Origin of the sequence: Rhizobium sp. LjRoot30, from assembly GCF_964253915.1 — a bacterium.
Taxonomy (GTDB): Bacteria; Pseudomonadota; Alphaproteobacteria; order Rhizobiales; family Rhizobiaceae; genus Metarhizobium.
Map to the genome: position 1 here is coordinate 252,874 of NZ_CAXUSG020000004.1, position 23,493 is coordinate 276,366.

Consider the following 23,493-nt stretch of genomic DNA (forward strand, 5'->3'; position numbering starts at 1 on the left):
CTGCGAACCGTCCCGAACGGGATCAGGCGCTGATATCGACGACGCCACAATCGCCGGCTTCGGATGCGAAGGCCAGAAGCTTGCCATTGCCGCTCCAGCCCATCGAGGTGATGGCACCCTTGCCGGGGCGGCGCAGCAGGGCTTCCTTGCCGTCGGCCATCCGGGCGCCGAGGATCATGCCGTCGACGAAGCCGATCGCCAGGATTTCTTCGACTGGATGGAAAGCGACGCTGGTGACCATGATGTTGGCGCGGGTGCCGAGTTCCTCCGGCGCCTTGCCCATCGGGCCGTCCTTGCTGGAAAACGGCCAGACGATGGCTGCCGGCGCGCCTGAAGAGGCAAGCCATTTGCCCTTCGGCGACCAGGACAGCGACTTCACCTTGGCGGGGTAGCCGGTCATGCGCATGTGGCGCGTCTCGGAGCCGGACTTGACGTCGAGCTTCCAGCCGTGCAGGGCGCTTTCCTGCATGGTGGTGACGATGAAGCGATTGTCGGGGGAGAAGGTAACGGAGGTATGCGCGCCCTTCCACTCCAGGTCCACAGGCTGGCCCGGCGTCGCCACCCAGTGCAGCGAGACGCCGTTGTAGCGCGCCGCGGCGATCCGCAATCCTTTCGGTGCAAAGGCGATGCCTTCCACCGTGCGGCTTTCGACGAATTCTTTCGTGCTGCCATCGGCGAGCACGACGACGGTGCTCTTGCCATGGGCGTAAGCCACGGCGTTCTGCGGCCCGGCGGCAATCTGGGTGATCCACTTGCGCGGCGCTTCGGCGATGGTGGTGACGCTGCCGTTGGCGTCGATGCGCAGAACCTTGCCGTCTTCGCCGCCGGACAACAGGCTCGGGCTGTGCGGATCGCGGATGCAGGTCAGCAGGCCTTCATGGGCCTCTGTAACCTTCTCGCCACCGTCGAGGCGGTGGATCGTGCCGTTGGCATTGGCGAAGAACGGGGTATCGCCGAGAAAGGCGGCGGTGACGATGTGGCCGGTCAGATCGAGGGGTGCGACGGTGGGCATCAGGCCTTGCCCTCGATGGTCCGCTTGTCCCAGGCAAAAATCTGGGCTTCGTTGATGTCGATCACGCGCATGTCGTCCCCATGTTCATAGCAGAACCAGCGGTCCCAATTGTTCTTCAGCCAGCCGATATCCAGCGCCCGCGTGCCACTGAGCAACGAAGATAGCGGCAGCAGCGCATAGATCAGTCCCGCCTTGTAGCCGGAGATCACCAGGAGGCCCAGACCGCATTCCTCGTCATTCGGTTCGTAGACGATCAAATCCACAGGCGGAGAGCCCGGCCCGAGGTCGTAATTCTCCGGGAGACGGAGAATGTCACCGATCCAGAGGGCCTCCGCCGCGGTTTCCGTCAGGCGGACCATGGTCTCAGGCGGTCGCCTCGCAGGCGTGGAAGCTGCGCTCCAGCTTTTCGCGGTCGAGATTGCGGCCGATGAACACCAGGCGGCTTTCGCGCTTCTCGCCCTCTTTCCAGGCCCGCTGGTGATCGCCTTCGACGATCATGTGTACGCCCTGGACGACATACCGTTCCTCGTCGCCCTTGAAGGCGATGATGCCCTTGAGGCGAAGAATGTTCGGGCCGTCCGTCTGCGTGATCTTCTGGATCCACGGGAAGAAGCGGTCCGGGTTCATCTCGCCGCCGCGCAGCGAAACGGACTGCACCGTCACGTCATGGATCGGCGAGGGGGCATGATGGTGATGGTCGTGATCGTGATGATCATGGTGATGGTGGTCATGATCATGGTGGTGATCGTGGCCGCAGTCCGGGCCGCAGACATGGTCGTGATCGTGATGATCGTGATCGAGGAAATGCGGATCGTTTTCCAGGGCGCGTTCGAGGTTGAAGGCACCCTGGTCCAGCACGCGGGCCAGGTCGACGCCGGAACGGGTCGTCTTGTAGATGCGTGCAGACGGATTGATGGCGCGGACGACATCCTCGATGCGGGCAATTTCTTCCGGCGAGACGAGGTCGGTCTTGTTAATGACGACCACGTCGGCAAAGGCGATCTGGTCTTCCGCCTCGCGGCTGTCCTTCAGGCGCAGCGGCAGGTGCTTGGCATCGACGAGGGCGACGACGGCGTCGAGTTCGGTTTTGGCGCGGACATCGTCATCCATGAAGAAGGTCTGGGCGACGGGAACCGGATCGGCCAGGCCGGTGGTCTCGACGATGATGCCGTCGAAGCGGCCGGGGCGGCGCATCAGGCCTTCGACGACACGGATCAGGTCGCCGCGCACGGTGCAGCAGACGCAGCCGTTGTTCATTTCGTAGATTTCTTCGTCCGACTCGACGATCAGGTCGTTGTCGATGCCGATCTCACCGAATTCGTTGACGATGACCGCGTATTTCTTGCCGTGGTTTTCGGACAGGATGCGGTTGAGCAGCGTCGTCTTGCCGGCGCCGAGATAGCCGGTGAGGACGGTGACGGGAATGGGCTTGGCGGTGGCTGTTTCGGTCATGGGAGCCTCGAATGGGAGCTTGGGCCTTGTGGGCGTCGCTCTCCATATAAGGATGAGGGCCAGCCAGTTCAAAGCCTTTGTTGCGTTATGCGATAACGTTTCGTGGCGTCGTCAATCCCGTTCCAGCGCCGAAGCAATGTCCGTCGCAGAAAAATCGTTGCCGACATAGAGAAGCGGGCATTCGAATTCCTTGGCAACGGCATAGGAAAAGCAATCGCCGAAGTTCAGGCCTGCGGGGTGGTTTCCCTTGCCCCATCGTTCATAGGCGTCGGCGGCATGGCGGGCGCGGTCGGATGTTATGGCAACGATCTGCAGGGCAGGCGATGAAAGCAATTCCTTCATCTGCGGGCCGATCTGCCTTCGCGTGGCGACGATCAGTGCTTCGGTGACGGTCGCTGCGGATATGAGAATCGGCTCTTCGCGCTCGAAGACAGAAAGGCAGGCCGCGGCTGCCGGCTCTCCAAGCAGCATTGCCATCAAAGCGGACGTATCCGCTGCGATCATTCGGGCAAGCCGTGGTCGTCGTAGAGGAAATCCTGGCTGCGCGCCGCATCCGGGCCGGGCGGCACGTTCTTGAAGCGCACTTCGCCTTGCAGCTTCAGGATCATCGCCCGCTTTTCTTCGGGGCTGAGCGGCTTGCGGACAGGTTCCAGCCGCACCGCGGCACGGCCGTCCTGTGTCAGGACCACTTCCTCGCCCTGCTTGGCGAGGCGTACGAGTTCGGTCAATTGTCCTTCGGCGTCGCTGACAGATATGCGCATCTGCGGTTCTTTCCGCGTTGCTACTCCCTGCAATATGCGGGAAGAGCGCGGTGGCGACAAGTCTCAACGCAACGTGGTTGCATCGAACGCATGCACATCCGACAACAGTTCGACGATGCCTTTCACCGCATGGGCAACCAGTTCTTCCCCGCGGACAGCGGTGGCGTCTGCGGCGTTGCCGGCGACGCCGTCGGGGTTGAGGTCGGACATCTTCCAGCCGAAGGCGTGCGGGCCGTAGGCGCGAAGATGCCGGAAGCGTTGCGCGAAGTCCGTCTGCCGGGAGGAGAAGGCGGCGGCTTTCGACATGTCGACACGGTCGGGATGAAGCGCCAGCATCACCGAGGTTTCGATGTCGCCGCCGTGGATGTCGATTGCCTTGTCCTCGGCAGAAATCCAGCCGTCGGGCTGGCCGAAGCGGGTCCAGCTCGTCGCCACCGCCAGCATGCCGAAACGCACCCGCGCCTCGGTGGCGACGATGGTCATCAGCGGTGCGTTGCCGCCATGGGCATTCAGCATCACCAGTTTGCGGATGCCCTGGCGGTTCAAATGTTCGGCTATGCCGAGCCAGCGATGGACGGCTTCGTCGAAGGTCAGCGTGCGGGTGCCGGCGACGTCCATGTGTTCAATCGAGTATCCAACCGGCTCCACCGGCAGGAAGGTCGCGGGCAGTCCGGCGGGTAGCGCTGCGGCGACGCGGGCGGCGATACCGGCGGCAATCAGGCTGTCGGTTTCGAACGGCAGATGCGGTCCGTGCTGCTCGTGGGCGCCGAGCGGCAGGACGGCGATCCAGTCCTTGCGCTCCTCCGGTTTCAGCTTCGGATCGTTCTCGGTAAAACTCGGGACCGGCTGCGGCATCTGGCGAATATCTCTGTCTTTCTATATGGATGGACCAGGGAAACATAACGTGGCTTTTGAACCGCGAAAAGGAAGGCCGGAAGGCATGGGCAAGAAGAAAGACGCCAAGAAGCACAAATCCGGCAAGAAAAAAGATCATCCCGAAATCGGCGCGGCGGATCTGGCGCAGGCGATCACCCAGGCGGCACGCTCCATGCGCACCACCTTGTCGCGCAATCTTCTCGAAGGCGGACTTTACGCCGGCCAGGATGGCGTGATCACCACGCTGGCGGAAGCGGACGGCCTGACCGCGGGCGCTCTGGCGCAACGCCTCGGCGTCAAGGCGCCGACCATGACGCGCACCATCGGCCGCATGGAAGTGCAGGGTTTCGTCGAACGCCGCCCGGACGAAACGGATCAGCGCCTGACCAAGGTCTATCTCACCGAAAACGGCAAAAACAGCACCGAGCTGATCGCCCGCGCCGTGACCGCCTGCGACGAGCTTGCCCTTAAGGGTTTTTCCGACAAGGAGGTGCGCACGCTGGTGCGGCTGCTCCGGACACTGGATGCCAACCTGCAGGGCGAAGAGATCGAAACCGAGGATGCGGAAGAGTAGCCGTTTTATGACGCTTTTTTGAAAGCAGGCGATTGCGGAGAGGGACTAAACCGTTTAATTAAAATTTTTAATTCGGCACCCAGCGATGGTGCCGGTTGAGCGTGCGTGAGGCGGGGGGAGAACGGTGGCTCAAAAGATCAAACTGTCGACCATTGCGGAAACGCTCGGGATCTCCACCGCAACCGTATCCCTTGCCTTACGCGACAGCCCGCTGGTGGCCACCACCACCCGCGACCGGATCAAGGAACAGGCCCGCGCCCTCGGCTACATCTACAACCGCCGCGCCGCCAGCCTGCGCACCTCGCGCTCGGGCATCATCGGCGTCGTCGTGCACGACATCATGAACCCGTTCTACGGCGAAATCCTCAAGGCGATCGAAAGCGAGCTGGACCGCAGCCAGCACACGTTCATCCTCTCCAACCACTACGATTCGGTGGAAAAGCAACGCAGCTTCGTCGAGACGCTGCTGCAGCTTGGCGGCGACGGCGTAATCATGTCGCCGGCCATCGGCACGCCCATCGAGGACATGAAGCTGGCCGAGGACAACGGCATGCCGGCCATCCTCGTCGCCCGATCGATGGAGGGCGTCGACATGCCCACCTATCGCGGCGACGACAGCTACGGCATTTCGCTGGCCACCAATCACCTGATCAGCCTCGGCCACCGCACCATCGCGATGATCGGCGGCACCGACCAGACGTCGACCGGGCGCGACCGTTACCAGGGCTATGTCAATGCGCTGCGCAAGGCCGGCATGGAGGTCGATCCCAACCTGCGCATCCCCGGACCGCGTTCGAAACAGGGTGGTTTCGAGGCTGCCGTGCATTTCCTCTCCCTGCCGCAGAAACCGACGGCCGCCGTCTGCTGGAACGATCTCGTCGCCATCGGCCTGATGAACGGTATCGCCCGCGCTGGCCTCGTGCCCGGACGGGATATTTCGGTCACCGGTTACGACGATCTGGAGGAGGCGGCCATCGCCACGCCAGCGCTGACCACCGTCTGGAACGGTCAGGCGGAGGTCGGACGGCTTGCGGCGCGGGCATTGCTCGACAAGCTCATCGGCAGCCACGAGCCTGACGGCATCCACCTCATCAAGCCGGAGATGCGCATCCGCCAGTCCACCGGTCCCATCAGCAATCGCCTGTAGGATATGTTCGCCTCTCGCCGAGACGTGTGCATGCTCCATATCATTTGTTTCCTGCCATTCCGGAAGCAGACCGTCTTGTGTTGCCGCCGGAAAAGCTCCTGCCCCTTGGATAGATCCCATGCCGCAATCCGATATCGCCATCCTTATCCCCGGACAGATCAACCGCCGCGTCACCGAACGTCTGGAGGCGCGCTACAAAGTGATTGCCGTTGAGCGCGGGGCAAGCTTGCAGCTGGATGCGGCAACGGCGGCCACTGTTCGCGGCGCGGCGGTGTCGGGCAGTTTTCCGGCGGCCTGGATCGAAGCGCTGCCCAATCTCGAAATCATCGGCAATTTCGGCGTCGGCTATGATGGCATCGATGTGCGCGCTGCCGCCGATAGAAAGATCGTCGTTACCAATACCCCCGATGTCCTGAACGACGAGGTGGCCGATACCACCATCGGCTTGCTGCTCAACACGCTGCGGCGGCTGCCGCAGGCGGAAAACTACCTCAGGGCAGGGCGCTGGGTGGCGGAGGGGGCGTTTCCCCTGTCGCCGCTGTCGTTGCGTGGCAGACATGTCGGGCTTTTCGGTCTGGGGCGGATCGGCCTCGAGATCGCCCACAGGCTGGAAGCCTTCAAGGTCAAGGTGAGCTACCACACCCGCACGCCGCGCACCGACGTCGGCTACGATCATTTTCCGACGCTCGCCGCGCTGGCTGAGGCGGTCGATACGCTGATCTGCATCGTCCCGAAGACGGCGGAAACGCACAAGGCGGTGGATGCCGGCATTTTCCGGGCACTCGGTGCCAATGGTGTTTTCATCAATGTCGGCCGCGGCTGGAGCGTTGACGAGGAGGCGCTGGTCGCAGCGCTTGCCGACAAGACCATCGCCGCCGCCGGCCTCGATGTCTTCTATGACGAGCCGAATGTGCCGGAGGGGCTGCTCGGCTTCGACAATGTCAGCCTGCTGCCGCATGTCGCCTCGGCATCGGTGCCGACGCGGCAGGCGATGGCGGATCTGGTGGCTGACAATATCCTCGACTGGTTCGACAAGGGCGTAGCGCGCACGCCGGTGCCGGAGACGCCGTTCCGGCGCGGCTGACACTGGTGATCCGATGACGGACGCCCGGTTGCAAGGTTTCCCGTCCATCGAGGCGTTGCAATCGTTTCTCCCGGTCTGTATCCTCGCCTGTATGTAAGCGAGGACGGCCTCCCCCTTCACCGGGTTAAGTTCGCCTGGGACGACCCGGGCACCCTGGAGGAAAAGTGCGTTCCGTTCCTGATCGTATCCGTCACGCCGTCAGCTTCGAAATCGTCGGTCTGGTGCTCATTACGCCGCTGGGCGCTCTGGCGTTCAATATACCGATGCATGACATCGGTGTCGTCAGCATCGTCAGTGCCACCATCGCGACGGCCTGGAATTTTGCCTACAACTGGTTGTTCGATTGTGTGTTGCTGCGCATGGCAGGCACGACCGCCAAGACCGGCTTGGCGCGCGTCTATCACGCAGTGCTGTTCGAACTGGGGCTGCTGGCCGTGCTGATGCCGTTCATCGCATGGTATCTCGGCGTTTCGCTCTGGCGGGCGCTCCTGATGGATATCTCGTTCGCGCTTTTCTACATGCTGTATGCTTTCGTCTTCAACTGGGCCTATGACCACGTCTTTCCGCTGCCGGAGTGGAAGGCACAATCCTCCGACGCGCAATGAGCAATCACCACGATATATCCGTCGGGGGTTCCGGCAGCCCTTCGGCCGATGGCTCTTCCAGCCGGTGGCCGCTGCTGCGCTGGTTTGCCTGCTCTGCAACCTTGAACGTGCCGCAGGCGGCAGGCCCGGTGGCATTCTCGTTGCTGGCGCTTGGCCTGACTGGTGAAACCAGCGGCGGCGCAGCGATGATCCTGGCGATGACGCTTGCCCAGGTGGCCGGCGCCATTCCGTTGACGCGGTTCGGCAAGTCTTTGCCTTCGGCGATCATGGTGAAGCTGCTGGTGGCATTTCGCACCCTGGCACTGGGTGCAATCGTGGTCTGTGCCGCCTATGAGGTGGCCTTTCCGTGGCTCATTCTGCTCTCCGCCATCGCGGGATCGGTCAATGGAGCCGCTTTCGGTTACCTGCGCTCCGTTCTGAACCAGCTTGCGCCGGAATCGAAATTGCCGCGAGCGCTCGGCATCGCGGCGACGTTGAACGAGGCAACCTTCGTGCTGGCTCCGGTGGCAGCATCAGGCCTGGGTACGATCTCGCCGGTGTTTGCCCTTTTGGCCATCACACTTCTCGGCGCCTTGCCGGCTTTTCTCGTTCCCCATGTCAGTTCGGCGCATCTGGAAGACCTGCCGCATGCTGGAGGTTCCATCCTCACACCGGCAATCATGCTGTGGCTGATGTGCGCCGCGGCAGGCGGTGCCGCCGTCGCGGCCATCGAGATCGGTGCGGTGGCGCTGGCCTTGAATTTCGGTTACGCGCCGGCCCTGGCGATCCTGTTCACCGTTCCCTTGTGTTTGGCCTCGGTGAGTGGCGGCATATGGGTCAGCGTGCGCAACCGCAGGGCAACACGCAACGCCGTGCTGGCGCAGCTGTCGGTCATGACGATTGGCTCCGTGATGGCCGCGCTCAACCATTCGATCGGCCTGACTGTCGCCGGTGCCGTGCTGATCGGTTTCGTGCTTGCACCGCTGGCAACCCACTATTCGCTCAGCCTCGATGCGCTGGCGCCGCCGCAGAGGCGGCCGGAAGTCTTCGCCTTGTTGCGCACCGCCAATGCAGTGGGCGTCATTTCCGCAAGCGCATTGCTGACGGTGGCGTCCTTGCCGGTGGCCTTGATGGCGATCATGCTCATGATGATGATCGTGACGCTGGCGGTTGCCATCGCCCGGCCATCATGACGCATTAATAAACCATTTAGCAAGTTTCCCGAGGCATTCTGTCAGCAGTCCCAGTGATTCCAGGAGACGGCAGATGAGGATTTTCACAGTTGCGGCAGCGGCCGTCATGGTCGGCGCCATCAGCTGGGTGCTCTTGCCCCAGACCTCCCCGAGCGTCGACCCGATCGTTTCGGGCTCCATCCAGCGCGATGCGCCGCAGCGGTTTGCGGTGACGAACAATGCCGGCCAGAGCGCCTGCACGGCAGAGCGTGGCGCGCCCGTCTCGCGCCGCAGCCGCGAATTCAGCGCGCCTGCGGATTGCAATACCGTCTGGCCGGGTCTGGCTTCGGCGAAAACCTGGACGGAAAACGAGGACGGCACCGTCATCCTGGCCGATGCCAGCGGCGAAGCCGTGCTGATGATCGTGGCGGGCGACGGCCCCGGTTACGAGGCCATCGAACCGGCCGAAGCCGACATCGCCCTGCGCACGGCCGATTGAGCCGGCGCCGCCTTTTCGGCGGCATAAGCGCGAACCGCATCGCCAAAAGCCTCGAACAGCTTGCGCGACGGCTGGTCGCTCTCGGCCCAATATTCCGGATGCCATTGCACGCCGATGGCAAAACCCTTGGCGTCGATCACCGAAACCGCTTCGACCGTACCGTCTTCGGCGATGGCTTCCACCTGCAGCCGCGGCGCTGTCTTGGAGATGGCCTGCCGGTGCAGCGAGTTTACCTGGATCTCGCCGGTGCCGAGATAGTTCGCGATGCAGGAGCCTTCCTTGATGTGCACGCCCTGGCGGATGGCATAGGCCGTTTCACGCGGCACGCCGTCCGGTTTGCGATGGTCCCACATGCCGGGCATGTCCTGGATCTCGGTGGCCAGCGTGCCGCCCAGCGCGACATTGAGTTCCTGGATGCCGCGGCAGATGGCGAGCATCGGAATGCCGCGCTCCAGCGCCCGGCGGATCAGCGGCAGCGACGTCGCATCGCGCGCCGGATCGAAAGGTCCGTCGCTCTCGCGAACTTCGGCGCCGTAAAGAGCCGGATAGACGTTGGTGGCCGAACCCGAGACGAGCAGGCCGTCGACGCGATCGAGCAGGGCGTCGGGGTCGTTGCCGGTTTCAAGCGCCGGCACGATCATCGCCATGACGCCGGACACATTGTGGATTGCCCGTACGTATTGCGTCTGGACCGCGTGCCAGGTCGTGCTGTCGAATTCCCTGATATCGGCGGGAACGGCCACGAAAGGCTTGGACATGGAAACTCCGTGCGAGAATAAAATATCTTATCCGTTGTGAGAAACCAGAAATGGGGGCAAGTCAACGGATTTTCATCCGGTTTCGCAAAGGTCCTGACGGAAAATTGCGGCAAGGCCACGGCCGGCCGGCCTTCTTGTGCTCCATTGCTGCAAAATACCGTCAGACGTGTCGGATTCGTGCCGCCCGTGCGCCAAAAGAATAACAGTTTCAACGCTTGAAACCGGCAGGGCAACATGTTTAGCTCCGGCCATTGCTGCGTGTCTTCAGAGGAAAAAGGGCAGGCGGCGCCACAAGAGGGAGGCATGTTTATGGATCGTCGTTCATTCATCAAAAAGGCGGGTGTGGCGGGCGCAGGTGCTGCTGCGGCATCGGTTCTGGCAGCACCTGCGATCGCCCAGGAAAACCCGAAAATCACCTGGCGCTTGACGTCATCGTTCCCGAAGAGCCTCGATACGATCTTCGGCGGTGCTGTCGATATCGCCAAGCATGTGTCGGATGCCACGGGCGGCAATTTCACGATCCAACCTTTTGCGGCCGGCGAAATCGTCCCGGGCCTGCAGGCGGCCGATGCCGTCAGCGAAGGCTCGGTCGAGATGTGCCATACGTGCTCCTATTATTATGTCGGCAAGGACCCGACCTTTGCCATCGGCACCGCCATTCCCTTCGGCCTCAATGCGCGCCTGACGAACTCCTGGTACTACGAGGGTAATGGCAATACGCTGATGAACGAATTCTATGCCGGGCATAACCTGTACGGCATGATCTCCGGCAACACCGGTGCGCAGATGGGTGGCTGGTTCCGCAAGGAGATCAACACTGTCGAGGATCTCAAGGGTCTCAAGATGCGCATTGCCGGCCTTGCCGGCAAGGTGGTCGAGAAGCTCGGCGTCATCCCGCAGCAGATCGCCGGCGGCGACATCTACCCCGCGCTGGAAAAGGGTACCATCGACGCCGCCGAGTGGGTCGGCCCTTATGACGACCACAAGCTCGGCTTCAACAAGGTGGCGAAATATTATTATTACCCGGCCTTCTGGGAAGGCGGCCCGGTCATCCATTCCTTCGTCAACCTCGCCAAGTGGAACTCCCTGCCGAAGAATTACCAGACGGTGCTGATCGACGCCTGCGCCTTTGCCAATACCAGCATGATGGCGAAATACGACAAGAAGAACCCGCTGGCCGTCAAGCAGCTGGTTTCCGAAGGCACGGTGCTGCGCCCGTTCAGCCAGGAAATCCTGGAAGCGGCTTATGGCGCTGCCCAGACCGTCTACGCCGAAATTACCGCCAGCAATGCCGCCTTCAAGAAGATCTACGACGACCAGGTTGCCTTCAAGAAGGAAGGTTACCTCTGGATGCAGCTGTCGGAATACACGTTCGATACCTTCATGATGATCCAGCAGCGCGCCGGCAAGCTCTGATCGGGGCCTTGCGCCGTCACATCACTGCAGAAAAAAAAGACCCCGGATCGATGATCCGGGGTCTTTTGATTCCTTGAAACCGGTCCTTACTGGATGACCGGCGGCTGGCTGAGGTCGACCGCGGGCTTCTGTTCCGGTTTCTGTTCGCCACTGGCCGGTTTTTCACCCGGCAGGCCGTCCAGCGCCGGCAGGCTGAGGCCGGGCAGTTGCGTATTGCCCTTGTCGTCAGTGCTGATCGGCGGCAGGCCGAAATTCGGCATCTGGTCGCCGGTGTTTTCGCCGAAGCCGGGCACGATGATGTTGATCGAGTTCGGATCGACCTGCGGCCCCTTGTCCAGCCAATGCGTCACCGATTGCGGCCAGAAGATCACCACCGCCACCAGGATCAGCTGCATCGCCAGCCAGGGAAGGGCACCCATGTAGATATCGGTCGTCTTCACCTCCTTGGGGGCGATGGAGCGCAGGTAGAAGAGGGCGAAGCCGAAGGGCGGATGCATGAAGCTGGTCTGCATGTTGATGCAGATCAGCACGCCGAACCAGATGAGGTCGATGCCGAGCGCCTGGGCCACGGGCGCCAGCATCGGCACGACGATGAAGGCGATCTCGAAGAAATCCAGGAAGAAGGCGAGGATGAAGATGAAGATGTTGACGAAGATCAGGAAGCCGACCGGCCCGCCGGGCAGGCCGGTCAGAAGGTGCTCGATCCACAGTGAACCATCCATGCCCTGGAAGACCAGGCTGAAGCAGGTGGAGCCGATGAGGATGAACACCACCATCGACGTGATGTGCATCGTCGAGCTCATGCCCTGGCGGATCAGCGGCCAGGTCAGGCGGCGATGCATGGCGGCAAGCCCCATGGCGCCGACGACCCCGAGCGCGCCGGCCTCCGTCGGCGTGGCAAGTCCCATGAAGATCGTTCCGAGCACCAGGAAGATCAGCACGATCGACGGGATCATGCCGGCCAGAACCTTGAACAGCAGCTTCATGTCCAGCTCGCCGCGCACCTCCAGCGGCAGCGGCGGCATGTCTTTCGGCCGGATGATCGACAGCACGAGGATGAAGACCAGGAAGATCGCCACCTGCAGAAGCGACGGGCCGATGGCGCCGAGATACATGTCGCCGACCGAACGGCCAAGCTGGTCGGCGAGAACGACGAGCACCAGCGATGGCGGGATGAGCTGGGTGATGGTGCCCGAGGCGGCGATGACGCCGGTTGCGAGCCTCGTATTATAGCCGTAGCGCAGCATGATCGGCAGCGAGATCACCCCCATGGTGATGACCGAGGCGGCGACCGTGCCGGTGATGGCGCCGAGGATGGCGCCGACCACGATCACCGCATAAGCGAGGCCGCCGGGGACCGCGCCGAACAGCTTGCCGGTGCCCTCAAGCAGGTCTTCGGCCAGGCCGCAGCGTTCGAGGATCGCTCCCATGAAGGTGAAGAAGGGGATGGCGAGCAGCAGGTCATTGGAGATGATGCCGAAAAAACGGTGCGGCAGCGCCTGCAGGAAGACCGGATCGAAATGTCCGGTCACGATGCCGAGGACACCGAAAAACAGCCCGACGGCGGCCAGCGAGAAGGCCACCGGGAAGCCGTAGAGCATGAAGGCGATCATGCCCACGAACATCAGGGGCGGCATAATTCCATAGGTAAACAAGGGTGGTTTCCTCCCGATCCCGGCGAGCGCTTACTGCAGCGGCTTTTCGTATTTGGTGTCGAGCTTGATCCAGCCGCCGAGGGCGGCGATGCGCTTGATCAACTCGGACAAGCCCTGCATCGCAAGGAACAGGAAGCCGAGCACGAGCACCAGCTTGACCGGCCAGCGGATCAGGCCGCCGGCATTCGACGACATTTCGCCCTGCGCGAACGACGTGGCGAATACCGGCCAGCAGGACCAGGCAAGATACAGGCAGGCGGGAATAAGAACGGTGATAATGCCGATGATGTCGACGATCATCCGCCCGCGCTCGGAAAGCGCGCCGTAGATGAGGTCGACGCGGACATGCTCGTTCTTGCAGAGCGTGTAGGACGCGCCCATCAGCACGATGAAGGCAAACATGTACCACTGGATTTCCAGCCAGGCATTCGAGCTGTAACTGAATGTGTAGCGAATAATCGCGTTCGCAGCGCTGATCAGGCAGCAAAACAGAACGGCATATTCACAGAGATGACCAATTGCCTTGTTGAATGCGTCGATGCCGCTGCTGATCTTGAGCAGTATCATCTTGTCCTCCTTCCCCATTTTTATGCCTGCGGTGGGACAGAACCGGCGGCATTTTTTATGTGATGCCAAAGCGCTTTGGCATCACGATCTCCTCGCTCCAATGCATAGAGGAAAAACAAAGGCTCGCGCAACACGCCTTTTGGCGAAGACCCGCGGCAGCGCCCTCCCGTCCGGCGGCTCGAAACCGGCTTTCAAAGGGGGAAAAACGGGAGGTGTATCGTTTCAGTCTGAAATCAAATCTTAAAACGTTTCACCTATGGTCCGCGGCGCGCATAGGGAACTCATGATGAAGACTCGAAGCCCGGACGGCGTTCCGACAGAGGTGTATCTGTCGTTCGTCGCTTCTTTGTTCGGCAACCGCAAGACTTTGTTTACCGGCATGATCGTTCATGTCGTGACCTATGCTGCCGTCTACGCAAAAAGCGGCGATGCGTTTTACATATATCTCACCGGGATCTTTGCCTGCGTCTGCCTGTTCCGCATCTACTGGTTCGGCCGTTTCGACCGCACCGACAAGAATGCGCTGAGCCGCAGCGATATCGCCGAATGGGAGCTCCGTTATCTCTATGGTGGCGTGGCCACCACCACCATTCTCGGTATCGGCAGCGGTTACTCCATCTATTTCCTGCGCGATTCGTTCTGCGAGCTTGCCTGCATCTCGGTAACCCTGGCCTCGATGGTTTCGGTCGTTGGGCGCAATTACGGGTCCAGCAAGGCCGTCAACCTGCAGACGCTCAGCGCCTGCGTGCCGATCATGATCGGTTTCCTGCTGGTCGGCGATCCGTACATGGCCGTGCTGGCCGTTCTTCTCGTTCCCTTCCTGCTGACGACGCGGATGATGGCGAACGGCGTGCGCGAATTCCTCTACAACTACGTCATTGCCTCGCGCGAGGTCTCGCTGATCGCCGACCGGTTCGACACGGCGCTCAACAACATGCCGCACGGCCTGTTCATGGTCGATGGCAACAACCGCATCCAGGTCGCCAACCGCAAGGCCTGTGAATTGCTGCATCTTGGCAACCAGGAAAGCCTGAAGGATTGCGACCTCGACGTCGTGCTGCGCTACGGCTCGCGGCACACCTTCGTCGACGGATCGCTGCCGTCGCTGATCCAGCGCCAGCTGACGCAGCTGACGGATGGCTCTTTGTCGCGCACGCTGGTCGAATTCTCCGAGAACCTGTTCCTGGAATTCACGGCAAGCCGACGGCCGGATGGTGTCGTCGTGCTGATCTTCGAGGATGTGACGCCACGCATCCGCGCCGAGCGGCGCATCCTCCACATGGTGCGCTACGATCCGTTGACCGGCCTTCCCAACCGCGAATTTTTCGTGGAAAGCGTGCAGGACTGGTTCAGGCGGCATGGCGGCGGCGGCAGGGTCGGTTTCCTGATCCTTGATGTCGATGAATTCAAGCATGTCAATGACATGAAGGGCCATGTCACCGGCGACCGCCTGCTCTGCCGCGTTGCCGACGAACTGCAGCGCATCGTCGGCGACGAGACGATCGTCGGCCGGTTGATGGGCGACCAGTTCGTGCTGTTCTTCCCCGATGAGAAGGGGCTCGACCTTGGCGAGCGCATCCGGGCGACGCACGCGGCGATCTGTGGTTCCTATGAAGTCGACGGCACGACCTTCCGCGTCAACTTCAGTGCCGGCTACGTCATCCTCGGCAGCGACGAATTCCGGCAGGAGGAATGGCAGATCAAGGTCGATCTGGCGCTCTTCGAAGCCAAGTCGCGCGCCAAGGGAAGCTGCGTCGCTTTCGAGCAGGAGATGGACGCACGATACGTCGAGCGCCAGAAGCTCAAGGTCGATCTCCGCGAAGCCGTGGAAAAGGGCGGCCTGCATGTGGTCTACCAGCCGATGTACCGGCCGGACGGCACCCATATCGAATGCTGCGAGGCGCTGGTGCGCTGGGTGCACCCCGAACGTGGCTCCATTCCGCCGAATGTCTTCATCCAGATCGCCGAGGAGATGGGGATCGTCTCCGAGATCACCCGCTTCGTCCTGCAGCAGGCCTGCGCCGACTGCGCCTCCTGGCCCGACGATATCGGCGTTTCCGTCAACCTGTCGGTTCAGGATCTTCGCAACGAAAACATCCTGAGCGTGGTAGCGGATGCGCTGGGCCGGGCAGGGCTACCGGCCTCGCGCCTGCATCTCGAAGTCACCGAAGGGTCTCTTCTGGACGAACTGGGCGTCGCGCGCAGCGTCCTGACGCATTTGCGCGGCCGCGGCGTCACCATCGCCATCGACGATTTCGGAACGGGTTTCTCGAGCCTCAGCTATCTCGACAACCTGCCGGTGGACGTCATCAAGATCGACCGGTCTTTCGTGCGCAACATCAGCGAGGAGGCGCGGGGCTTCAAGCTGCTTCGCGGCATCGTCCACCTGTCGCGCGAACTCGACCTGCGCATCGTCGTCGAAGGCGTCGAGACCGAAGACCAGCTCATGCTGCTGAACAAGTATCAGTGCGCCGATCTCATCCAGGGATATGTCTTCTCGGTTCCATTGCCCTCCAGGAGCCTGCTCGGGCTGATGGAAGCCTTGGCGAACAAGTCTGCTGCCACGCAGCGCCAGAAGATGATCGTCTGAAATCCCCGCCCTCGAAGGCTGTTTCGTTAACATGCGCCCGGCGTTAATCATGTCGTTTAAGCTATTGTTAACCTTAATAAATGGTATTTAGTTCAATTTGTAGATACACGTTGTGTCTTGCCACTCACCCGTATCATTAAGTGTTTATTAACGCTGATGGGGATGTGTGATGAGTCAAGCGATCGAGACGGCAGCGGAGACTTCCGGCGGCTTCAAAGACAAACTGATGCGGCTTCTCGATGGGGTCGAGTATCGCCGGGTCGAGACCTCCGAGGACATGGAGGACATCGCCCGCATCCGCTACAAGGCCTACAAGATGGCCGATATCCTGCCGCTCAAGGGATCGACGCTGATCGACGACATCGATTTCGACCCGCATGCCTTCGTTTTCGGTGTCTATTACCAGGAGCGGCTTATCAGCACGGTGCGGGTGCATCATGTGACGCCGGAGCATCGCGTCAGTTCCTCCGGCAGCGTTTTCCCGGAAGAGATCAATGGCTTCCTCGATGCCGGCATGTCGCTGATCGACCCGGTGCGGTTTGCCGCCGATCCTCTGGTGATGCGCGAAATGCCGGCCATTCCCTACCTGACCCTGCGCATTGCCACCATGGCCTCGGACTATTTCGGCACGGATCGCGTGCTGCAACTGGTCAGCCCGCAGCACGCCGCGTTCTACCGCCGGGTCTTCCAGGCGGACGTGCTCGTCGAGCCGCAGAAGAACAGGGGCAAATACAATATCGAACTCACCCTGATGGCAACGCGCGTCAAGGAAGTGTTGCCGAAACTGTACGTCCGTTATCCGTTCTTCAAGTCGGAAGCGTTCGAGCGGCGCATGATGTTTTCCCGCGTTTCCGATACCGGCATTACCCCGCTCACCATCCTGCCGACGGCGCGGTTCGTCAGCGCACATTGATTGCTCACCGGCAGGAACGAAACATCGGTCTGTGCGTTTGTTCCGGGTGATATTTAGTCATTTCCGGAGGATTTCATGGAAGACGCACAGGTCGGGTGGATTGCAGCAATCATCATCGGCGGTATTGCCGGCTGGCTTGCAGAGAAGTTCATGAACAGCAACATGGGTTTGCTGATGAACATCCTGCTCGGCATCGTCGGGGCGATCGTCGCCAATGCCTTGCTGTCGGTTTTCGGTATCGCGCTCGGCGGCTGGTTGGGTTATCTCGTCGCCGGTTTCGTCGGCGCCTGCATCCTGATCGCGCTTGGGCGGGTCATCCGACGATAGCGATGTGATGTACAATTCATGAGCTTGCAGGCGAGGCCGGTTTCTTTGGAACCGGCCTTGCTGCGTCATCATCTTCCATTGCGCTTTTCCGCCACTTTGTGTAGGGCTGCATTGGATGTATGTTCGTCGTGGACATGTGTGATCCGAAAGATTCGGCAGGGTGCTGCTGCGGGTCGACGGGGACCCGGCGGACCGGTGGCAGGGAGATTGATTTATGAGCGAACATCACAACGGTCCGGTTGAAACCGGTGCGCCGATGAACTATCCGGAACACGAAAAGACCTACAACATGTTCATCCATGGTGCGAAATACGGCACCATGATCATCGTCGTCCTGCTGATCGCCATGGCCGCAGGCTTCTTCACCACCGCCGGGTTCCTCGGCAGCGTCATTCTCTTCTTTTTCCTCAACATCGCGGGTTTCTTCCTGCTCCGTTGATCCGGCGACAGTAAGCCGGCCTTGACAATGATGCGCGGGCGGCGGCAACGCCGCCGTGCTGTTGTTTGTCGCCACATCAGTCCCGACAAGACCAGCCATTCGGAAGTTGCCCTTGAATGTGCGCCTTGAGCAGCGTCACGGGTGAATTTTGGTCGCGGCATCCCTTTTTCAATTTATTTCGTTTCGGACTGTTTCACTCCAGGCCATGGAGAAAGTCGCGATCCTCCTTGCATCCATAACGTTTGCTGGGAAGTAGATTTTTGATGGAAAAACACGCGATGAGAGATTTTTGTCGAATCATGGTCGGTTTTACTTAGATTTTCGTGTAAGTTTTGCCTTACATCTCGCTAATTTTCACGGTTAACTACCCGTAAATCGTTATATCATAATATACCCACATCAATTTCGGTGGGTGTTACAATGAAGATCTCCTACAAACTGGCGGCCTCGACAATAGGTCTTGTCCTGTTGATCCTTGGTGCGATTGCATCGACATTTTTCGTCATGGCCTCGATGGAAGGATCTATGTCCAGCATCGTGGTGGATCGCCTTGTTCCGGCCAAGGATCTCAAGGAGATTGGCGACCTCTACGCGGTCAATATCGTCGATACCTCCCACAAGATCCGCAGCGGCGCGCTGGACTGGGACAAAGGATATCGGTCGATTGACGAATCGCTTGTCCGTTCGAAGGCGATCTGGACCGCCTACCTTGCGACCTATCTGACCGCCGAGGAAAAACAACTCGCCGAGAGCGCCAGCACCGTCCTGGCGTCCATGGATCGCAGCCTCGACAAGCTCAAGTCGATCGTCGCCGGCCACGACAAGGCCGCTCTCGACGCCTACGTCTCGAACGAGCTTTATCCGACCATCGACCCGTTCTCCGAAAAGATCAGTGCGCTGGTCGACCTGCAGATCCGCATCGGCCAGGAGGAGTTCGTTCGCGCCCAGGCAACAAGGGCGACGAATTCCACCTTGATGCTGGTGTTCTCCCTCGTGGCGCTGGGCGTGTCCGGCCTTGCCTTGTGGATCATCCTCGTCGGCGTTTCGCGTCCGCTGAACACGATCACCGATCGGATGAAGCAATTGGCCGGCGGCACGATCGATATCGACGTTCCCTATGCCGGGCGTCGTGACGAGATCGGGGCGATTGCCGGTGCGCTGGAAATCTTCCGGCAGGCGGCCCACAGCAACCGGCGGCTTGAGCAGGAGGCGGAGGAGAACCGTCGTCGGGCGGAAGCCGACCGGATCGAAACGCAGCGCAAGGCCGAAGCCGATGCTGCCGAACGTCTGCGCATCGCAACTGCCGGGCTTGCCGCCGGGCTGCGGCGCCTGGCCGGTGGCGATCTGACCGTCCAGTTGAACGATGCCTTCGCCCAGGAGTTCGAAGCGCTGCGCAGCGACTTCAATCAATCCGTCCAGCAACTGGCTTCGGTCCTTTCGGAGGTATCCCTGGCGGTCAACGGCATGGACGATGGTTCGCGGGAAATCGCCGATGGTGCTGGCGATCTGTCGAAGCGCACCGAACAGCAGGCCGCGGCTCTGGAAGAGACAGCGGCGGCACTGGATGAGATCACCACGAATGTTTCCAATTCCGCCAAGCTGACGCAGGAAGCCAAGCACGTTGCTGACCGCGCCAACGCCTCGGCGTTGCATTCCGCCGAGGTTGTTTCCAATGCCGAGGAGGCCATGCGGCGGATCGAAGGCAGTTCGCAGCAGATTTCCAACATCATTGGCGTCATCGACGAGATCGCTTTCCAGACGAACCTGCTGGCACTGAATGCCGGTGTCGAAGCCGCTCGTGCCGGCGAGGCGGGCAAGGGTTTTGCCGTCGTTGCCCAAGAGGTGCGCGAGCTTGCCCAGCGTTCGGCGCAGGCGGCAAAGGAGATCAAGGCACTCATCCAGAATTCGACGTCGGAAGTCGAAAGCGGTGTGAAGCTGGTGCGCGATACCGGCGAGGCGCTCGGAAACATCGGCACCTATATCGTCGAGATCAACCAGCATGTCGCGGCCATCGCCATCTCGGCGAAAGAACAGTCGACGGGGCTGTCCGAAGTCAACATTGCCGTCAACCAGATGGACCAGACGACGCAGCAGAATGCTGCCATGGTCGAACAGTCCACCGCGGCGGCGACCTCGCTGTCGCAGGAGGCCGCGCGGTTGCGCGGGCTGATCGCCCAGTTCCAGATCGATGCCGGCGCGGCGCAGGCCAAGTCGCTTCGCAAGGCCGCTTCCGCGATGGACACACATGGTTCGTCCGCGCGGCATCAGCGGACAGCAGCCGCACCGCGCAAGGCGGCGTCGGGTGGCAACTGGCAGGAATTCTGACGGGATTGGTGAACATGATGCCGGCTGGACGTGGCCGGCATCGGGCAGCAGCGCGGTAGCAAACCTGCCGCCGGAATGTGTTTCGCCTCAAGCTGCATGGTCTTGCAGCTTGAGGCGAATTGTTTTTCAGGTGGCGCTGCCGCGCGTCCGGGCAAGGCCGTCCTTGGCCGGGGTGTATTTCGGATCGAGCCGCAGGGCGTGCGAATAGGATTTCGACGCCTTGGCCTTGTCGCCGCGACGCTCGTAGACGAGAGCCTGGTTGGCCCAGGATTCGGCGACGTTGCCGTTCAGCTCGATGGCGTGGTTGAAGTCGGCGAAGGCGTTGTCGTCGTCGTTCAGGGCCAGATAGGAGATGCCGCGGCCGTTATAGGGTTCCGGCGAGTTGGACGACAGGGAAATCGCCTTGGCGAAGTCGTCGATCGCCTTCTCATGCTGGCCGCGCTTCTGCAGGATCAGGCCGCGATTGTGGTAGGCGCGGCCATCCGTCGTATCGAGCTGGATAGCGCGGTTGAAGTCGTTGAACGCCTCGTCCATGCGGCCGGCCTGGCGATAAAGATTGCCGCGGCCGATATAAGCGACGTCATAATTGGCGTTGATCTGCAGTGCCGCATTGTAGTCGGCGGCCGCTTCGCCCAGCTTGCCCATGTTGCGATAGACCAGCGCGCGGTTGGCATAGGCCTGATAGAAGCGCGGGTTGATCTGAATGGCGCGATTGAAATCGTCAAGCGCCCGGCTGAACTGTCCGGCGCGGCCATAAGCGGAGCCGCGGACATTGTAGCCTTCCGGATCGTTCGGATTGCTGTTGATGACGCCGGACAGGGAGGCGATGTTTTCCTCCGACCCCTGTTCCCTCTCGACCTTGATCATGTCGTCCGTGGTTGCCGTCTGGCAGCCGGTCAGGGCGCAGGCGGAAAACAGCATCATGACAGCAGCCGAAACGTAGCCGCTGATGGAAAAACGCACCGGGCTCGCCGTCGTGAAAGAAGCAGATTTGATGGTCATCTCAGCCAATCGTCAGTCTCGCATCGCTACCGGGTGCCAAACATTTTGCCGGTTGCTGTCCCCGCGAGAGAACCAAAAAAAGCGGCGGCGAACACATCGCCCCCGCCAGACATGCAATTGGATTACGTCGAAATGACGACGGTTCACCGAGCCGAGGGGCGGCTGCTGACAAGGCCTTCGCGGATGGCGCGCTTGCGCGCCAGCTTGCGAACGCGGCTCAGAGCTTCCGCCTTTTCACGGACACGCTTTTCGGAGGGCTTCTCGAAGTGGTCCCGCATCTTCATTTCGCGGAAAATGCCCTCGCGCTGCAATTTCTTTTTCAGAACGCGGAGCGCCTGATCGACATTGTTATCGCGGACAAGTACCTGCACGTGAAATCCCGTTCCTTCGTTTGATTTTGGTGTCGGAGTGCAGAAAACTCCAGACAATAAACATAACGCTCGCGCGGGCGGAGCCCGGCGATTTCGGAGCGCATTAACAGATCGAAACCGAAAAGTCCAGTGAGCATGTTGTTTTGCCCGGGATAAAACCCTATGCCGTCACAAGACGGAGCCGCGTGTCGAAAGCCGGGCTTGAATGCGTCGCAAAAGAGCCGTTGTGTCGGGATTGGATTTGCGATTTCTTGTCCCGACCATTTTGGGCCTGATCCACAGGAGTAAGACGCGAATGCGCAAATATTCGGTTTTTGCCGTCGTCCGTGAGGCGATGCGCGGACACAAGGGCTGGGAGGCGCAATGGGCCTCGCCCGAGCCGCGCAAGGAATACGACGCCATCATCGTTGGCGGTGGCGGCCACGGCCTGGGCGCTGCCTATTATCTTGCCAAGGAACACGGCATCACCAATGTCGCGGTTCTGGAAAAGGGCTGGATCGGCGGCGGCAACACCGGCCGCAACACGACGATCATCCGCTCGAACTATCTCTATGAAGAGAGCATGGACATCTACGAACATGCCCTCAAGCTATGGGAAGGCCTGAGCCAGGATCTCAACTACAACGTCATGTATTCGCCGCGCGGCGTCATGATGCTGTCGCATAACATTCACGACCAGCAGTCGTTCAAGCGTCACGTGCACGCCAACCGGCTTTACGGCATCGACAATGAATGGCTGACGCCGGAGCAGGCAAAAGCCTATTGCCCGCCGCTCGACATATCGAAGACTGCCCGTTACCCGATCAACGGTGCTGCCTTGCAGCGCCGCGGCGGCACCGCCCGCCACGATGCGGTTGCCTGGGGATATGCCCGCGGCGCATCCGATCGCGGCGTGCACATCATCCAGAATTGCGAAGTCACCGCCATTCGCCGTGGCCCTGATGGCGCCGTCATCGGCGTCGATACCAATCGCGGTTTCATCGGCGCCAAGAAGATCGGCGTGTCGGCGGCCGGCCACACCTCGGTCATCATGAACATGGCGGATGTGCGCGTGCCGCTGCAGTCGAGCCCGCTGCAGGCGCTGGTGTCCGAGCCGCTGAAGCCGATCTTCCCCTGCGTCGTCATGTCGAACACCGTGCATGCCTATATCTCGCAGTCCGACAAGGGCGAGCTTGTCATCGGCGCCGGCACCGACCAGTATAATTCCTATTCCCAGACCGGCGGCATCCAGATCATCGAGCACACGCTCGATGCCATCTGCGAACTCTTCCCGATGTTCCGCCGCGTCAAGATGATGCGCCAGTGGGGCGGTATCGTCGACAACACGCCGGACCGTTCGGCGATCCAGGACGTCACGCCGGTTCCGGGCCTGTTCGTCAATTGCGGCTGGGGCACCGGCGGCTTCAAGGCGACGCCGGGTTCGGCGCATCTTTTCGCGCATCTGATCGCCCGCGGCGAGCCGCACCGGCTGGCAGCCGGCCTGACGCTCGACCGTTTCCGCACCGGCCGCCTGATCGACGAAGCGGCAGCAGCGGCTGTGGCGCACTGATGATGGCCTCACTCCTGCCGATCGCCGCCCTGTCGGTTCTGCCGGCAAGTCCCGCGGGAGATTATTTCCCGGGCGTGGGCGATTTTCGTGCGCAGGAGATCAAGAAGGTCCAGAGCGAGAAGGACTGGCCGTTTACCGCCGAGGGCGGCCTGCTGATGTGTGCCTACGTGCTCAAGGAGCCGACGGTCTATTTCGTGCCGGACCATCCGGAAGGCGAGACGCCCAGGCCCTACCACATCAGCTACGACGTGGCGGCGATGGCCTTCGTCAACATCGGCCAGACCGATGTGTTGAAGCCTTACGACTCGCTTGAACAATTGCTGGACAGGATGACGCCCTATGTCGCGCTGGGGCGGCGCCTGTGTGAACAACCCGCCGGGACGGTGATCCCGGACACCGAACTTTAGAGACAGGTCAGGA

General features: G+C 61.2%; 25 protein-coding genes. 14 read left to right on the plus strand and 11 right to left on the minus strand.

The features are described 5' to 3' along the window. Positions 1-22: 22 nt before the first annotated feature. The 6 genes from ACSQ3I_RS10985 to ACSQ3I_RS11010 form a co-directional block, all read right to left on the minus strand. Positions 23-1,012 (minus strand): WD40 repeat domain-containing protein, encoded by a 990-nt coding sequence (locus tag ACSQ3I_RS10985; protein WP_435998756.1) that lies wholly within the window; start codon positions 1,010-1,012, stop codon positions 23-25. Then, complete coding sequence (gene imm45 / locus ACSQ3I_RS10990; protein ID WP_435998758.1) at positions 1,012-1,371, minus strand: Imm45 family immunity protein; 360 nt, start codon at positions 1,369-1,371, stop codon at positions 1,012-1,014. The genes ACSQ3I_RS10985 and imm45 overlap by 1 nt, the downstream gene beginning before the upstream one ends. Before the next feature lie 4 nt (positions 1,372-1,375). Further along, complete coding sequence (locus ACSQ3I_RS10995; protein WP_435998760.1) at positions 1,376-2,464, minus strand: CobW family GTP-binding protein; 1,089 nt, start codon at positions 2,462-2,464, stop codon at positions 1,376-1,378. Between the two features lie 111 nt (positions 2,465-2,575). Beyond that, the gene (locus ACSQ3I_RS11000) at positions 2,576-2,968 is read right to left on the minus strand and encodes a type II toxin-antitoxin system VapC family toxin (protein ID WP_435998762.1); all 393 of its coding nucleotides are present in this window, start codon (positions 2,966-2,968) and stop codon (positions 2,576-2,578) included. Continuing rightward, positions 2,965-3,225 (minus strand): type II toxin-antitoxin system Phd/YefM family antitoxin, encoded by a 261-nt coding sequence (locus ACSQ3I_RS11005; RefSeq protein WP_435998764.1) that lies wholly within the window; start codon positions 3,223-3,225, stop codon positions 2,965-2,967. The genes ACSQ3I_RS11000 and ACSQ3I_RS11005 overlap by 4 nt, the downstream gene beginning before the upstream one ends. 63 nt (positions 3,226-3,288) lie before the next feature. Continuing rightward, positions 3,289-4,080, minus strand: a complete 792-nt coding sequence (locus ACSQ3I_RS11010; protein ID WP_435998766.1) for a creatininase family protein — start codon at positions 4,078-4,080, stop codon at positions 3,289-3,291. A gap of 85 nt (positions 4,081-4,165) precedes the next feature. Between ACSQ3I_RS11010 and ACSQ3I_RS11015 the strand changes: the two genes are divergently transcribed. The 6 genes from ACSQ3I_RS11015 (at position 4,166) to ACSQ3I_RS11040 (ending at position 9,161) form a co-directional block, all read left to right on the plus strand. Continuing rightward, complete coding sequence (locus ACSQ3I_RS11015) at positions 4,166-4,675, plus strand: MarR family winged helix-turn-helix transcriptional regulator (protein WP_435998768.1); 510 nt, start codon at positions 4,166-4,168, stop codon at positions 4,673-4,675. Between the two features lie 124 nt (positions 4,676-4,799). Beyond that, a complete protein-coding gene (locus ACSQ3I_RS11020) occupies positions 4,800-5,822 on the plus strand; it encodes a LacI family DNA-binding transcriptional regulator (protein WP_435998770.1) in 1,023 nt (340 codons plus the stop codon). A gap of 118 nt (positions 5,823-5,940) precedes the next feature. Next, positions 5,941-6,906: a 2-hydroxyacid dehydrogenase gene (locus tag ACSQ3I_RS11025; RefSeq protein WP_435998772.1), complete on the plus strand. Its 966-nt coding sequence runs from the start codon at positions 5,941-5,943 to the stop codon at positions 6,904-6,906. A 164-nt stretch (positions 6,907-7,070) separates the two neighbouring features. Continuing rightward, a complete protein-coding gene (locus ACSQ3I_RS11030; RefSeq protein WP_435998774.1) occupies positions 7,071-7,511 on the plus strand; it encodes a PACE efflux transporter in 441 nt (146 codons plus the stop codon). Beyond that, the gene (locus tag ACSQ3I_RS11035) at positions 7,508-8,683 is read left to right on the plus strand and encodes an MFS transporter (protein WP_435998776.1); all 1,176 of its coding nucleotides are present in this window, start codon (positions 7,508-7,510) and stop codon (positions 8,681-8,683) included. Before ACSQ3I_RS11030 ends, ACSQ3I_RS11035 begins: the two co-directional genes overlap by 4 nt. Positions 8,684-8,756: 73 nt before the next feature. Then, positions 8,757-9,161: a hypothetical protein gene (locus ACSQ3I_RS11040; protein ID WP_435998777.1), complete on the plus strand. Its 405-nt coding sequence runs from the start codon at positions 8,757-8,759 to the stop codon at positions 9,159-9,161. Here ACSQ3I_RS11040 and ACSQ3I_RS11045 read toward each other — a convergent pair. Next, positions 9,107-9,919: a gamma-glutamyl-gamma-aminobutyrate hydrolase family protein gene (locus tag ACSQ3I_RS11045; RefSeq protein ID WP_435998779.1), complete on the minus strand. Its 813-nt coding sequence runs from the start codon at positions 9,917-9,919 to the stop codon at positions 9,107-9,109. The two genes, ACSQ3I_RS11040 and ACSQ3I_RS11045, sit on opposite strands and share 55 nt — an antisense overlap. Before the next feature lie 309 nt (positions 9,920-10,228). Between ACSQ3I_RS11045 and ACSQ3I_RS11050 the strand changes: the two genes are divergently transcribed. Then, a complete protein-coding gene (locus ACSQ3I_RS11050; RefSeq protein WP_435998780.1) occupies positions 10,229-11,335 on the plus strand; it encodes a TRAP transporter substrate-binding protein in 1,107 nt (368 codons plus the stop codon). Positions 11,336-11,421: 86 nt separating this feature from the next. Here the strand turns inward: ACSQ3I_RS11050 and ACSQ3I_RS11055 are convergent, their stop codons facing one another. Both ACSQ3I_RS11055 and ACSQ3I_RS11060 read right to left on the minus strand, forming a co-directional pair. Beyond that, entirely contained in the window at positions 11,422-12,990 is a 1,569-nt protein-coding gene (locus ACSQ3I_RS11055) for a TRAP transporter large permease (RefSeq protein WP_435998781.1), read from the minus strand. Between the two features lie 30 nt (positions 12,991-13,020). Continuing rightward, positions 13,021-13,557 carry a TRAP transporter small permease subunit gene (locus tag ACSQ3I_RS11060; RefSeq protein ID WP_435998783.1) on the minus strand — a complete coding sequence of 179 codons (537 nt, stop codon included), beginning with the start codon at positions 13,555-13,557 and terminating at the stop codon, positions 13,021-13,023. A 286-nt stretch (positions 13,558-13,843) separates the two neighbouring features. On the opposite strand from ACSQ3I_RS11060, the gene ACSQ3I_RS11065 reads away from it, so the two are divergent. The 5 genes from ACSQ3I_RS11065 (at position 13,844) to ACSQ3I_RS11085 (ending at position 20,151) form a co-directional block, all read left to right on the plus strand. Then, positions 13,844-16,147, plus strand: coding sequence for a putative bifunctional diguanylate cyclase/phosphodiesterase (locus tag ACSQ3I_RS11065; protein ID WP_435999005.1), 2,304 nt, complete (start codon positions 13,844-13,846; stop codon positions 16,145-16,147). A gap of 169 nt (positions 16,148-16,316) precedes the next feature. Next, complete coding sequence (locus ACSQ3I_RS11070; protein WP_435998785.1) at positions 16,317-17,060, plus strand: N-acyl amino acid synthase FeeM domain-containing protein; 744 nt, start codon at positions 16,317-16,319, stop codon at positions 17,058-17,060. 75 nt (positions 17,061-17,135) lie between these two features. Further along, positions 17,136-17,387, plus strand: coding sequence for a GlsB/YeaQ/YmgE family stress response membrane protein (locus tag ACSQ3I_RS11075; protein WP_435998787.1), 252 nt, complete (start codon positions 17,136-17,138; stop codon positions 17,385-17,387). A gap of 214 nt (positions 17,388-17,601) precedes the next feature. Next, complete coding sequence (locus ACSQ3I_RS11080) at positions 17,602-17,826, plus strand: aa3-type cytochrome c oxidase subunit IV (protein ID WP_435998789.1); 225 nt, start codon at positions 17,602-17,604, stop codon at positions 17,824-17,826. A 420-nt stretch (positions 17,827-18,246) separates the two neighbouring features. Continuing rightward, a complete protein-coding gene (locus ACSQ3I_RS11085; RefSeq protein WP_435998790.1) occupies positions 18,247-20,151 on the plus strand; it encodes a methyl-accepting chemotaxis protein in 1,905 nt (634 codons plus the stop codon). Between the two features lie 126 nt (positions 20,152-20,277). On the opposite strand, the gene ACSQ3I_RS11090 is transcribed toward ACSQ3I_RS11085, so the two are convergent. Both ACSQ3I_RS11090 and rpsU read right to left on the minus strand, forming a co-directional pair. Continuing rightward, positions 20,278-21,075: a tetratricopeptide repeat protein gene (locus ACSQ3I_RS11090; protein ID WP_435999007.1), complete on the minus strand. Its 798-nt coding sequence runs from the start codon at positions 21,073-21,075 to the stop codon at positions 20,278-20,280. 221 nt (positions 21,076-21,296) lie between these two features. Then, on the minus strand, positions 21,297-21,524 hold the full coding sequence (gene rpsU / locus ACSQ3I_RS11095) for a 30S ribosomal protein S21 (protein WP_435998792.1): 228 nt from the start codon (positions 21,522-21,524) through the stop codon (positions 21,297-21,299). Between the two features lie 295 nt (positions 21,525-21,819). Here rpsU and ACSQ3I_RS11100 point away from each other — a divergent pair, with 295 nt between their 5' ends. Together ACSQ3I_RS11100 and ACSQ3I_RS11105 are read left to right on the plus strand one after the other, a co-directional pair. Then, a complete protein-coding gene (locus ACSQ3I_RS11100; RefSeq protein ID WP_435998793.1) occupies positions 21,820-23,073 on the plus strand; it encodes a sarcosine oxidase subunit beta family protein in 1,254 nt (417 codons plus the stop codon). Further along, positions 23,073-23,480, plus strand: a complete 408-nt coding sequence (locus ACSQ3I_RS11105; protein WP_435998795.1) for a hypothetical protein — start codon at positions 23,073-23,075, stop codon at positions 23,478-23,480. Before ACSQ3I_RS11100 ends, ACSQ3I_RS11105 begins: the two co-directional genes overlap by 1 nt. The last annotated feature ends 13 nt before the right edge of the window (positions 23,481-23,493 follow it).